The following is a 13908-nucleotide window of genomic DNA, read 5'->3' as shown; positions in this document are numbered from 1 at the left end:
AAACGAACGTTTATGATATAATGTTATTAAATAATTCGCAAAAGAGGTTGAGAAATGAAGCTGTTAGTTGTCGGTTCGGGTGGTCGTGAACATGCGATTGCTAAGAAGTTGCTTGAATCAAAAGACGTTGAAAAGGTCTTTGTAGCTCCTGGGAATGATGGGATGACTCTGGATGGTCTGGAATTGGTAAATACCTCTATTTCCGAATATTCTAAATTGATTGACTTCGCAAAGGCCAACGATATTGCTTGGACCTTTATCGGTCCAGATGATGCCCTTGCTGCTGGTATCGTGGATGATTTTAATGCAGCTGGTCTCAAAGCCTTTGGTCCGACAAGATTGGCGGCAGAGCTAGAGTGGTCCAAAGATTTTGCTAAGGAAATCATGGTCAAATATGGCGTTCCGACAGCAGCCTATGGCACATTTTCAGATTTCGAGGAAGCCAAGGCTTATATCGAAAAGCAGGGTGCGCCTATCGTAGTCAAGGCGGATGGCTTGGCGCTTGGTAAGGGTGTCGTCGTTGCGGAGACGGTTGAGCAAGCGGTCGAAGCCGCTCACGAGATGCTTTTGGACAATAAATTTGGTGACTCAGGTGCGCGTGTGGTTATTGAGGAATTCCTTGAAGGAGAGGAATTTTCACTCTTTGCCTTTGTCAATGGTGATAAGTTCTACATCATGCCAACAGCTCAGGACCACAAACGTGCCTATAATGGCGATAAGGGGCCTAACACGGGGGGGATGGGTGCCTATGCGCCAGTTCCACACTTACCACAGAGTGTAGTTGATACAGCGGTTGACACCATTGTCAAGACAGTCCTCGAAGGGATGATTAAAGAAGGTCGCCCTTATCTGGGTATCCTTTACGCAGGGCTTATCTTGACAGCTGATGGACCTAAGGTCATCGAGTTCAACGCTCGTTTTGGAGATCCTGAAACGCAAATCATCTTGCCTCGTTTAACATCTGACTTTGCACAAAATATTACGGATATCCTCGATGGCAAGGAGCCAAACATCACCTGGACGGACAAGGGTGTGACTCTGGGTGTGGTTGTCGCATCCAACGGTTATCCGCTAGACTATGAAAAAGGTGTCAAGTTACCAGCCAAGACAGAAGGTGACATTATCACCTATTATGCAGGGGCTAAGTTTGCGGAAAATAGCAGAGCACTGCTATCAAACGGCGGACGTGTCTATATGCTCGTCACCACAGCAGATACTGTCAAAGAAACTCAAGACACCATCTACCAAGAACTCGCCCAACAAAAAACAGAAGGCCTCTTTTACCGAACAGATATCGGAAGCAAGGCAATTAGATAAAGATATAAGAAAAAGCGACGCAGTCGCCAAACACGATAATGGTCGTTTGATTTGCGAGCGTTAGCGATCTAATATAGAACAATCACCGCTGTTGTGAAAGAACGATTGAATGACAATCCAATCGTTCAGGGAAATTGGAAGACCTTGGACTTCCGATTTAGGCATGAGACACCTTTGGTGGCTGCTGCCGTCCCTCACAACCTAAGGTGATTGTTGAAAAAGAAGAAAAAGGAGAAGAAATGAAACCCGTAATTTCCATTATCATGGGCTCAAAATCAGACTGGGCAACCATGCAAAAAACAGCAGAAGTCCTAGACCGCTTCGGTGTAGCCTACGAAAAGAAAGTTGTTTCTGCCCACCGTACACCAGACCTCATGTTCAGACATGCGGAGGAGGCTCGTAGCCGTGGCATCAAGGCCATTATCGCAGGTGCTGGTGGCGCAGCCCATTTGCCAGGTATGGTCGCAGCTAAAACAACCCTTCCTGTCATCGGGGTGCCTGTCAAATCGCGTGCCCTTAGTGGCGTGGATTCACTCTACTCTATCGTGCAGATGCCGGGTGGCGTACCGGTTGCGACTATGGCTATCGGTGAAGCAGGTGCGACTAATGCGGCCCTCTTTGCCCTCCGTCTCCTTTCAGTAGAAGATCAGGCTATCGCGACAGCTTTGGTAGATTTCGCAGAAGAGCAAGGAAAAATCGCAGAGGAGTCTACAAATGAGCTCATCTAAAACAATCGGAATCATCGGTGGTGGCCAGCTCGGTCAGATGATGGCCATTTCTGCTATCTACATGGGGCACAAGGTTATTGCGCTTGACCCTGCAGCGGATTGCCCAGCCTCTCGTGTAGCGGAAATCATCGTGGCACCTTATAATGATGTGAACGCCCTTCGTCAGCTGACTGAGCGTTGTGATGTCCTGACCTATGAGTTTGAAAATGTCGATGCTGATGGTTTGGATGCGGTTATCAAGGAAGGACAACTCCCTCAAGGGACCGACCTGCTCCGCATTTCGCAAAATCGTATTTTTGAAAAGGACTTTCTCTCAAACAAGGCTCAAGTCACTGTGGCACCTTACAAGGTTGTGACCTCAAGCCAAGATTTGGAAGATATTGACCTTTCTAAAAATTATGTCCTAAAGACTGCTACCGGTGGCTACGATGGGCATGGACAAAAAGTCATTCGCTCGGAAGCAGACTTGGGAGAAGCCCGTGCACTAGCCGACTCAGCAGACTGCGTTTTGGAAGAGTTCGTCAACTTTGACCTTGAAATTTCTGTCATCGTGTCAGGAAATGGCAAGGACGTGACGGTTTTCCCAGTTCAGGAAAATATCCACCGCAACAACATTCTTTCAAAAACCATTGTGCCTGCTCGCATTTCAGAAAGTCTAGCTAAAAAAGCCAAAGCTATGGCAGTACACATCGCAGAACAATTGAACCTGTCTGGAACTCTTTGCGTGGAAATGTTTGCGACAGCTGATGATATCGTGGTCAATGAAATTGCGCCACGTCCACACAATTCAGGTCACTACTCGATTGAAGCTTGCGATTTTTCCCAGTTTGATACCCACATTTTAGGCGTTCTAGGAGCACCATTGCCAGACATCAAACTACATGCGCCAGCTGTCATGCTCAATGTCCTCGGCCAACACGTCGAGGTTGCTGAAAAATATGTCACAGAAAATCCAAGCGCCTACCTCCACATGTATGGTAAAATAGAAACAAAGCACAACCGCAAGATAGGACACGTGACTTTGTTTAGTGATGTGCCGGATAGTGTGGGAGAGTTTGGGAAAGGGATAGATTTTTAGGAGAAACAACTATATATGACATTTGATAATAAAATATATGAACAGGAATTGATGAAATCATTTAATATTCATCAGTTTGATTTTGTTGAAGAAGGTCTGCCACTACCAATTTTTTATGGTTCTCTATTTAATCGAGAACAAAACATGGAATTTGAGCAGCAGAATAACTTTTATCTGGTAAAAACAAAGTATTCAATTGTTGATAAAACACTTCTTGCTGAACGTAATCAATCAAATGGAGAACAAAAATTTGATTTTAATAATAAGTTTGATTTACAAAAATTAGAAACTAAATTCAATGAATTTGAAAAAAGATTTCAAGAATTTGTAAATTTGGAATATAATAAAATATGCTATTTGGGGATTCCTAGTTCTGAGTGTGGAGTCTATAATATTCCTCAAATTTTAGCCAAGATAATGAATCCTAATCAAGAAATTGAGTTAATAAGAACCATAACAAAGGATAAGACTCATATAGAGAATGGTAAACGTCAAATTTTATTTGATGAGATTACAAAAGGATTAGAATTGCAAGGAGTAGGTGAATTTTGGTGGGAGAAATTTGACTTTGTAGTCGTAATTGACGATGTGACAACTACCGGAAGTTCTTTTAGAATGGTTGATAAATATCTTATCAATAAAGGAGTTCCAAAAGAAAAAATTGTGAATTATTCTCTTTATAAACATCAAAAGGTCGAGAAATGGAATAGTATTGTTGAGAAATATGAGCACTTTGAAAATTTTAGATCAAATTCTCAAATAGATTTAATAATTTGGGACTTTGATGAGACAATTGTTGATTCAAGAAAAAGGAATGTAGAATTTGAAAGCACAATCAACGATAAGATGAAGCTTAAGAAAGGAAACAAATATTTCAAAAATGGGGAAACTTTTTATAGAGCCTCCCCAATATATTCTATTTATCCAGGTTTGGAAGAGATATTTGAGTTTCTTGCTAATGATGGAATGATTTATGAAATTATATCAAATAGATATTATTTGATGGAAAAACTATTTTATCAAGAGAAATTAAGAAAGAAAATTTTTCCTAAGGACGAGGGTGATGGGTGCCAATATGTTAGTTATAAAACTAACGGTGAATATACTAACTATGAAAAATGTTGTTGGCTGGTTCCGACTTTTGAAACAAAAATTGATGATTATACAATCAAATATTTGAAACCATCTCCTGAAACAATTAAAAATGGGGTGGGACTTACTCTAGATACGATAGAGCCTACACGAATTATTGGAATAGGAAATACCAAAAATGATATTATTGCATATAAAGCAGCTGGACTTGAAACAGTCTTAGTTACATGGGGAATCCACTATAGATTTGGTCGAGACTATGGTGCGGATCATGTGTTTCATAATCCAGAACAATTATTGGATTTTCTGAAGAAGAATACTTCAGGGATGTACTCATTAAGGGATTTTGATAATGGCATTTCTTTAGTTGCAGAACCCCAAATTAATTTTGATGACAACTAATTTTAAAAAAAGTAGAAAAACATGATAGAGAATTATGACTTAAGTACTAAAATTATTGCCTTGAGTGGGCTCAAAGGGATGGGAAGAAAAAGAATTGCTGATTTTTTAGAAGATGTTTTTTCTAAAAGAGGAAGTTATGACTTCACTTTTGAGGATATTTCTGGTAGTAAGATTAGTCAGCTAAAAAATTTAATTAAAACTGATTTGACTAAGTCAAATTGGGATTTTCAATGTAATAAAGCGAAAGAAATTATTGATAATAGTTTAGAAAAGAAAATAGCTACGATTAATTTTAATGATGCCGAGTATCCTAAAGAGCTAGCTGTTTTACCTAAGAAACCACTAGTATTATTTGTTAAAGGGAATATAAAGTTACTCACAGATACTAAAAAAGTAGCAGTAATTGGCACTAGGCAACCAAGTGTTTTTGCCCAAAAGATGACTTCAAGGATTACAGAGCAGTTATCTAAATTAGATTACACAGTGGTCAGTGGACTAGCTGTAGGATGTGACTCCTTGGCTCATGAAATGGCAAGTATTACAAATGGTAAAACTATAGCTATTTTAGCTCATGGATTAGATGTTCCAATTTATCCTAAAGTAAACCGTCCACTAGCTGATGACATTTTACGTAATGGTGGAACCCTGGTATCTGAATATCCTATTGGAACAACTTTAAGGCCTAGCTATTTGGTTGAACGAGATGAATGGCAAAGTGGTATGAGTTTAGGAACAATTACTATCGAATCATCAAATAGTGGCGGAAGCAGACATGCAACCTATAAAGCATTAGAACAAGATAGAGTATTAGCCGTTCTTGATCATACTCTCTTTAAGAATGGCAAGGGATGGCAAGTATATTTTTCAAATGATTCCGCTATTTCTTTAAATCAACAATTGTTAGCAGAAAAAAAAGCTTTTCCTCTTTACTCGTTAGATAGCATATTTGAATTTGATAAAGAAATGCAATCAATAAAAGAAAAAGTAAATAAAAAATACAGTCGGATTACAACCAATAAAACTATTGTAACAACTAATAAGCAAGATAACATTATTCAGACTTCTCTTTTTTAGTTGTGGTTTTATCGGTTCATAATATAGATTTCGTTTTATATTTTATAAAACTATTGTGACTAGCAAATATATAATACTGAGTTAATCTAAATTTAACTTGGAGCGTTAATTATTAATCTTATAAAAAGAAAGGAACAAGGGTACTCGTATTCACAAAAAACTGAATACGGACTACAGACTTTATCAATTATATGATACAACTCATTGTCAACGCATTTGTTGAAAAGGATAAGACTGGAGCAGTCGTCGAAGTCTTGTATGCTAGTAGCGATCATGAAAAAGTGAAAGCTAAGTATGAAGAGTTAGTTGCACAACACCCTGAAAACTATTTAGCTATCTATGATCTACCGTTAGATACGGATTTGAATACACTGGATCACTACCCATCTGTGTGGATTGGGAAAGAAGAATTTGAGTAAAAATATGAAAACAAAAAGTGTAGTTGGCAGTATGATCTGGGAAGGGAAGCATAATAGCAAGATAGATGATTTATGTGTCAGTTTTTAGTGATAGAGAAGATATAACTTGTAATTAAAGTTAAATATGTGTGAGATTCAGTATCAAAGAAAAAGTTTTAACTAATAACTAGTTAAGTTTTTCTATATCAAACTCAAATTTTTTATTATGATAATATTTAAGTGAAAGTAGGCTTCTATGACAGATTTAAATACTGCTATTTTAAATATAGATAATGTCTTATGTCGAAATATTGCTCAAATAGAGGACCGAGGTTTTCTATCCCAGAATATGTTATCTCAACTCAGAAATTTTGTGGAACATATCTCCCTGAAACTTTATTGTGTCGATCAGAATAAGGATGCAGATGTATCTTATCACAATATAGAATCTGGAATAAGACATATTTTTAAAAATTCTAAATATGTTTTTATTAGAGAGTTTCATGAATTATTACAAATTTCTGCTTCTCATTATACTTTAGATGAAAATAATTCAGAAAGACTAATGTTAAAATACTATAGTTACTTATTGCAAATTAAGAATTATTTAAAAGAGAATTTAGATTTTGATGTTTTACATAATTTGGCTAAGTTTCCTATGTATCAAGATTCACAATTAACTGAGTACTATAAATCAATTTCTAAAGTAATAAATGATTCAACAATTGGTTTTGAAAGAGTTTCATACAGTGATAGGTATTATATTCACAAAGTAAAGCCGTTTTTTATAAACAATAGAGTTTACTATGAAGTAACATACTCTATTGCGAATGATCAGTCATCAAAATTAGATAGACTAATTGCGTTTACGGATAAATATATCTTATCTAATTATGCAACATTGTTATGGGTAAAAAAAGTAAATATTGATATTTTAGGAATAACAATGCCCATTCTAATTATAGATAATTGGGAGGTTTCAATTAGACCATGTGAGTTTAATAAACTAAGAGATATATTGAGATTTGATATACCTGACATTCAAACGTCGTATAAAGAATATCAAAATTTAATGAAATTTATACGCCAATATAGGATGAACTTAGTTACTTTGATCGAACTAAGTGATAGTCTTTATATTGCAGCGAAGAAGATAATTTTGAAAGATACTAGGCAACCAAGAATATTTTTACTTTTAGATAGAGTTAGAGAATTAATAAGAAATGAGCAAGGTGGCGCAAATGTCATCAGATATCTATTGTTTTCTATGAATAATAAAATTTTAAAGGAGCAGTATGCTCCTGAAAAGTTTTTGAAAGGCGGGAACCCTCAGTTATCTCATTTAAGATTAGATTGGAAATGTATACCGTTTGATAAGATTCCATTTGATTCTAGCTTAAAAAATCATAATCCCAGATTATCAGATCTTTTGGCTTGTATGCCGTCAGAGGAAAAAGAGGATGAACTATTTGCCAGATTTATAAAGAACAATTCGGAAATTAGAGGACAGCTTTTTACCCCCATAAAAGAAATCACGGATTTTAAAAATATTTCTGATTTGATACGAATATATAATTCTAAATTGTATCGTACGCACCAACATAGAAAATTACTCTTAGAAAAAGGACATGTGTTCATTAAGGGCTATAAAGATGATGTTGTATATATAATAAATAGATTAAAGAAATTGGCCGCAGGCGGTGTCAAGGGTTATTCGTATTCGGTTCAATCATGGTTGCAAAAAAGACCAGGAACTATTGATGACGATGTTAAAAGAGATTGTTTGATCAAGATGTTTGAAGAGTCTAAAGTAGCCTTAATTTATGGTGCTGCAGGGACTGGGAAATCAACGTTAATAAACTATATTTCAAATTACTTCTCAGCAAAAAATAAATTATTTTTAGCTAATACAAACACTGCTGTAGATAACTTAAAAAGAAAAGTTGATGCTCCAAATTCAGAATTTAGTACAGTGGCTAAGATAATAAGGCAGGGAATGTTGAAGTGCGATGTATTGATAGTTGATGAGAGTAGTACAATTAGTAATTCTGATTTTAGAAAAGTTCTGGGAAATATAGAGTTTGAACTTCTAATTGTTGTAGGTGATACTTATCAAATAGAGTCGATTCGGTTTGGTAATTGGTTTGATATTGCACAATACCATATAACAAACAGCAGGTATGAGTTAACTAATACATATAGAACTGATAAAGAAAATTTGTTAATAGTATGGGATAAAATAAGGAATAATGATAGGGATATTTTAGAACATCTATCAAGAAATAATTTTTCTAGTAATCTAGACCCATCCCTATTCTCCTCGACCAATCAAGATGAGGTGGTTCTTTGCTTAAATTATGATGGGCTATATGGAGTAAATAATATAAATACATTTATGCAAGCTCAAAATCCCTCTACAAGTATACCTTGGGGTTCAGCGGAGTATAAAGTCGGTGATCCTATCCTATTTAATGATTCACCGAGATTTTCTCCTCTAATATATAATAATATCAAAGGGACTATTCATGATATAAAAATTGAAGATCATTCTATCACATTTGATATAAAGCTTAAAGATTTGTCGCTCACCTCCCTTGATGTTACTAGTTGTTCAGATATTGACTTTATTGGGAATGACGAAGATGGCAAGACAGTTATTCGATTTTTAGTAAATAAATACAAAAGTACGGATTTTGACTCTAATGATCCTACTACAGTAGTACCGTTTCAAATTGCCTACGCAACTTCAATTCATAAAGCTCAAGGTTTAGAGTATGATTCTGTGAAAGTTGTTATCACAAATGAATCTGAGGAGAATATAACCCACAGTATTTTTTACACGGCAGTTACTAGAGCTAAGGATAAGTTGATAATTTATTGGTCACCTGAGACGGAAAAACATTTGCTTGAGAATATGGAGAAAAGAAATAACTCTAAGGATGGGAATTTCATAAAAATGTTTTTATGACAGTATTAGACTTAACAATGTAAGGAGAGCAAATAATGATTAACCGTTACTCTCGCCCTGAGATGGCGAACATTTGGAGTGAAGAAAATAAATACCGTGCTTGGCTTGAGGTGGAAATCCTCGCTGACGAAGCATGGGCTGAGTTGGGGGAAATCCCTAAGGAAGATGTGGCTTTGATTCGCGAGAAGGCGGACTTTGACATCGACCGTATTTTGGAAATCGAGCAGGAGACTCGCCATGATGTAGTGGCTTTCACGCGTGCGGTTTCTGAAACGCTTGGTGAAGAGCGTAAGTGGGTCCACTATGGTTTAACTTCTACTGACGTGGTGGATACGGCCTATGGTTATCTTTACAAGCAGGCCAACGACATCATCCGTCGTGACCTTGAAAACTTCACCAACATCATCGCTGATAAGGCTAAGGAGCACAAGTTTACCATCATGATGGGTCGTACCCACGGGGTACACGCTGAGCCTACAACTTTTGGTCTTAAATTGGCGACTTGGTACAGCGAAATGAAGCGCAACATCGAACGTTTCGAGCATGCGGCTGCTGGAGTGGAAGCTGGTAAGATTTCTGGTGCGGTTGGAAACTTCGCCAACATCCCACCATTCGTAGAGCAATATGTCTGCGACAAATTGGGTATCCGTGCTCAAGAAATCTCTACACAGGTCCTTCCTCGTGACCTTCATGCTGAGTACTTTGCAGTTCTTGCTAGCATCGCAACTTCCATCGAACGTATGGCAACGGAGATCCGTGGTCTTCAAAAATCAGAACAACGCGAAGTGGAAGAGTTCTTTGCCAAGGGACAAAAAGGTTCATCTGCAATGCCTCATAAACGCAACCCTATCGGTTCTGAGAACATGACAGGTCTTGCGCGTGTTATTCGTGGTCACATGATTACAGCCTATGAAAATGTTGCTCTCTGGCATGAACGTGATATCTCTCACTCATCAGCTGAGCGCATCATCACACCGGATACAACCATCTTGATTGACTACATGCTCAACCGTTTTGGAAATATCGTCAAGAACTTGACGGTCTTCCCAGAAAACATGATCCGCAACATGAACTCGACATTTGGTTTGATTTTCAGCCAACGCGCTATGTTGACATTGATTGAAAAAGGCATGACCCGTGAGCAAGCCTATGACTTGGTGCAACCAAAAACGGCCTACTCTTGGGACAATCAAGTCGACTTTAAACCACTTCTAGAAGCAGATCCAGAAGTGACCTCACGCCTCACTCAAGAAGAAATCGATGAAATCTTCAACCCTCTTTATTACACTAAACGAGTGGATGATATCTTTGAACGTCTTGGTTTAGGATAATTAAAATAAAATCGAAGTTCTATTACTCTATTTACTGGAGTAGAAGAACTTCGATTTTTCTTGTTTATTAAAGCTTTTTTGCTAAAAAGATTCCCTATATTTTAGTAAAATTTAAACAAATTTAATCTATCTTCATTGACATATAGAAAATACAGTTTTGATGGGATATAATAATCATAGAAAAAAGCCCAAGCGATGAGGCTCAGGCTTTCTTCTTAGTGATCACGGTCACATGAAATGAATTTGATTTTGTAGTAATCTGCGCGTTTATATGTTTCGCTGTAAGCGAGAACCTGACCAGTAGACTCTAATTTAGTAGTCTTGGTTTGTAAAACGCTAGGGAATTGTTCATCGACTCCGAGGACTGAAGCCGCATGTTCTGGAGTTGGAAATGCTATTTCATTGATTTCTTCAAAATGTTCATCATTCATGTGGATGTGATAATCCAATTTGAAACGGTTATAGATAGAGCTATAATATTCAAGATTTGGATAATTTGCGTTGATGTATTGTTCTGGAATATAAGATGTATGATAGATGTATACGACACCATTTGTTTCGCGTACACGTTCAATCTTGTAGTAGAATTGGTTACCGCGTAGTCCAAGTTTTTCTAAGTAGCTTAGTTTGTTTCCACGCTCAATAGAAAGGACGGTCACTTTATCATCTTTAGTTTCAAAAACTTCTACATCTGAAAACTCTACGAGTTTGTGTTTGCGTGCGCGTGAAACGAATGTACCCTTTCCTTGTTGGCGGACAATATAGCCGTCTTTGGCAAGGTCGTTTAAGGCGCGGACAACTGTGATAGAACTTACATCATACATTGCAATCAATTCAGCTTCAGTGTAAAATTTATCTCCACTAGCGAATTGGCCAGAAATGATTTTGTTCTTTAATTCATCTTTTATATATTGATACTTTGGAATTGCCATATTTTTACCTCGATTTTCCTTCTCCGTTAAAGATTTTACCATAAAACTAGAAAGAATAGTAGTCTTTTGAATAAAAAAATTAGAATAATAGGCTATAAGGTTAATTTACATAAAAAATAGGAGATTTTATACATTTTTATACATGCCACCTGTTTGAAGCTATATGTCTGTAAATTCTATATCTTTATAAGTTTTTTGTGTAAAAGTTGGGGAAAAATGAAAAAAATTGTGAAAAGCTATTGACAAATGTAAGATATTGAGATATATTTACTATATCAACAAATGAAAGCGTAAACTTTAGTTGTCAGAAGGTAAGAATATGACACGATTTGAGATACGAGATGATTTTTATCTCGATGGAAAATCATTTAAGATTTTATCTGGCGCCATTCATTATTTTAGGGTTCCTCCAGAAGATTGGTATCATTCGCTCTATAACTTGAAGGCTCTTGGTTTTAATACAGTAGAAACTTATGTAGCTTGGAATTTACATGAGCCTCGTGAGGGTGAGTTTCACTTTGAAGGAGCTCTGGATTTGGAGCGATTTCTTCAGACAGCACAAGATTTGGGTCTCTACGCTATCGTTCGTCCCTCTCCCTTCATCTGTGCGGAGTGGGAATTCGGTGGCTTACCAGCTTGGCTTTTAACCAAAGATATGAGGCTTCGTTCCTCAGATCCTGCTTATATTGAAGCTGTCGGTCGCTACTATGACCAGCTCTTGTCACGGTTGGTGCCACATTTGTTGGACAATGGTGGCAATATCCTCATGATGCAGGTTGAAAATGAATATGGTTCTTATGGAGAAGATAAGGCTTATCTGAGAGCAATTCGACAGTTGATGGAAGAGCGTGGCGTAACCTGTCCCCTCTTTACATCAGATGGTCCATGGCGAGCTACTCTGAAAGCTGGAACTTTGATCGAAGATGATCTCTTTGTGACAGGGAATTTTGGTTCTAAAGCTCCGTACAACTTTTCACAGATGCAGGAATTCTTTGATGAACATGGCAAGAAATGGCCGCTCATGTGTATGGAGTTCTGGGATGGCTGGTTCAATCGTTGGAAAGAACCGATTATCACACGGGATCCCAAAGAATTGGCAGATGCAGTTCGAGAGGTTTTGGAACAAGGCTCTATCAATCTTTACATGTTCCATGGTGGTACAAACTTTGGTTTCATGAATGGTTGCTCGGCTCGAGGAACTCTGGATTTGCCACAAGTTACATCTTATGATTACGATGCCCTTCTTGATGAGGAAGGAAATCCAACTGCCAAATATCTGGCAGTCAAGAAGATGATGGCAACACATTTTCCAGAGTATACGCAGCTGGAACCACTCTACAAAGAGAGTATGGAGTTGGATGCTATTCCACTAGTTGAAAAAGTTTCCTTGTTTGAAACCCTGGATAGCTTGTCAAGTTCAGTAGAAAGCCTCTATCCTAAAAAGATGGAGGAGTTGGGACAAAGCTATGGCTATCTACTCTATCGAACAGAAACAAACTGGGATGCAGAAGAAGAAAGACTTCGTATCATTGATGGTCGAGATAGGGCTCAGCTTTATGTCGATGGTCAGTGGGTCGAAACCCAATATCAGACAGAGATTGGGGAAGATATTTTTTATCAAGGTGAAAAGAAAGCGCTATCTAGGCTAGATATCTTGGTAGAAAATATGGGACGTGTCAACTATGGACACAAGTTCTTAGCGGATACGCAACGTAAGGGAATTCGGACAGGGGTTTGTAAGGATTTGCACTTCTTACTAAACTGGAAACACTATCCACTCCCACTAGACAATCCTGAGAAAATTGATTTTTCAAAAGGATGGACAGAAGGGCAACCAGCCTTTTACGCTTATGACTTTACAGTCCAAGAGCCAAAAGATACTTACCTAGACTTGTCTGAGTTTGGTAAGGGAGTTGCCTTTGTCAATGGGCAGAATCTAGGACGTTTTTGGAACGTCGGCCCGACCCTCTCGCTTTATATCCCTCATAGCTACCTCAAGGAAGGTGCAAACCGCATTATTATCTTTGAGACAGAGGGTGAATATAAAGAAGAGATTCATTTAACTCGAAAACCTACACTAAAACATATAAAGGGGGAAAACTTATGACAATTGTAGGATGCCGTATCGATGGACGTTTGATCCACGGACAAGTAGCCAATCTTTGGGCTGGAAAACTAAATGTTTCACGTATTATGGTTGTGGATGACGAAGTTGTCAACAATGACGTTGAAAAGAGTGGTTTGAAACTTGCGACACCACCAGGTGTAAAATTGAGTATTTTGCCAATTGAAAAAGCGGCAGCCAATATTCTTGCTGGTAAATACGATAGCCAACGTCTCTTTATCGTGGCTCGTAAACCAGACCGTTTCCTTGGTTTGGTAGAAGCAGGTGTACCACTTGAAACCCTTAATGTTGGGAATATGTCTCAGACACCAGAAACTCGACCCATCACACGTTCTATCAACGTAGTAGACAAGGATGTGGAAGACTTCCACAAATTGGCAGAAAAAGGTGTTAAACTTACTGCTCAAATGGTTCCAAATGATCCAATTTCAGACTTTTTGAGCTTATTAAAATAGGAAAAAAT

12 protein-coding genes are annotated in these 13908 nt (G+C 37.7%); 11 read left to right on the top strand and 1 reads right to left on the bottom strand.

The genetic code is table 11. From position 1 onward, the window contains the following. The first annotated feature begins 54 nt into the window (after positions 1–54). From purD to purB, 9 genes are all read left to right on the top strand, one after another. The gene (gene purD / locus KV696_RS07760; RefSeq protein ID WP_219967302.1) at positions 55–1317 is read left to right on the top strand and encodes a phosphoribosylamine--glycine ligase; all 1263 of its coding nucleotides are present in this window, start codon (positions 55–57) and stop codon (positions 1315–1317) included. Positions 1318–1410: 93 nt separating this feature from the next. Beyond that, a complete protein-coding gene (locus KV696_RS10085; protein ID WP_265526778.1) occupies positions 1411–1527 on the top strand; it encodes a phosphoribosylaminoimidazole carboxylase in 117 nt (38 codons plus the stop codon). Positions 1528–1556: 29 nt separating this feature from the next. Next, a complete protein-coding gene (gene purE / locus KV696_RS07755; RefSeq protein ID WP_219967301.1) occupies positions 1557–2045 on the top strand; it encodes a 5-(carboxyamino)imidazole ribonucleotide mutase in 489 nt (162 codons plus the stop codon). Further along, a complete protein-coding gene (gene purK / locus KV696_RS07750) occupies positions 2032–3123 on the top strand; it encodes a 5-(carboxyamino)imidazole ribonucleotide synthase (RefSeq protein ID WP_219967300.1) in 1092 nt (363 codons plus the stop codon). The genes purE and purK overlap by 14 nt, the downstream gene beginning before the upstream one ends. 15 nt (positions 3124–3138) lie before the next feature. Further along, entirely contained in the window at positions 3139–4617 is a 1479-nt protein-coding gene (locus KV696_RS07745; RefSeq protein ID WP_219967299.1) for an HAD family hydrolase, read from the top strand. A gap of 21 nt (positions 4618–4638) precedes the next feature. After that, positions 4639–5691, top strand: coding sequence for a DNA-processing protein DprA (locus tag KV696_RS07740; RefSeq protein WP_219967298.1), 1053 nt, complete (start codon positions 4639–4641; stop codon positions 5689–5691). A 191-nt stretch (positions 5692–5882) separates the two neighbouring features. Next, positions 5883–6110: a phosphoribosylaminoimidazole carboxylase gene (locus KV696_RS07735; protein ID WP_219967297.1), complete on the top strand. Its 228-nt coding sequence runs from the start codon at positions 5883–5885 to the stop codon at positions 6108–6110. Between the two features lie 235 nt (positions 6111–6345). Then, complete coding sequence (locus KV696_RS07730; protein ID WP_219967296.1) at positions 6346–9057, top strand: ATP-dependent DNA helicase; 2712 nt, start codon at positions 6346–6348, stop codon at positions 9055–9057. A 35-nt stretch (positions 9058–9092) separates the two neighbouring features. Then, a complete protein-coding gene (gene purB, locus KV696_RS07725) occupies positions 9093–10388 on the top strand; it encodes an adenylosuccinate lyase (protein ID WP_012972422.1) in 1296 nt (431 codons plus the stop codon). 215 nt (positions 10389–10603) lie between these two features. Here purB and KV696_RS07720 read toward each other — a convergent pair whose 3' ends face one another. Then, positions 10604–11320 (bottom strand): GntR family transcriptional regulator, encoded by a 717-nt coding sequence (locus KV696_RS07720; RefSeq protein ID WP_001007194.1) that lies wholly within the window; start codon positions 11318–11320, stop codon positions 10604–10606. 319 nt (positions 11321–11639) lie between these two features. On the opposite strand from KV696_RS07720, the gene KV696_RS07715 reads away from it, so the two are divergent. Together KV696_RS07715 and KV696_RS07710 are read left to right on the top strand one after the other, a co-directional pair. Continuing rightward, entirely contained in the window at positions 11640–13427 is a 1788-nt protein-coding gene (locus tag KV696_RS07715) for a glycoside hydrolase family 35 protein (protein ID WP_219967295.1), read from the top strand. Continuing rightward, on the top strand, positions 13424–13900 hold the full coding sequence (locus KV696_RS07710) for a PTS sugar transporter subunit IIB (protein ID WP_000156972.1): 477 nt from the start codon (positions 13424–13426) through the stop codon (positions 13898–13900). The genes KV696_RS07715 and KV696_RS07710 overlap by 4 nt, the downstream gene beginning before the upstream one ends. Positions 13901–13908: the final 8 nt, after the last annotated feature.

The organism is Streptococcus humanilactis, from assembly GCF_019448275.1.
Lineage (GTDB): Bacteria > Bacillota > Bacilli > Lactobacillales > Streptococcaceae > Streptococcus > Streptococcus humanilactis.
This window is presented reverse-complemented; position numbering and strand designations above follow the sequence as displayed.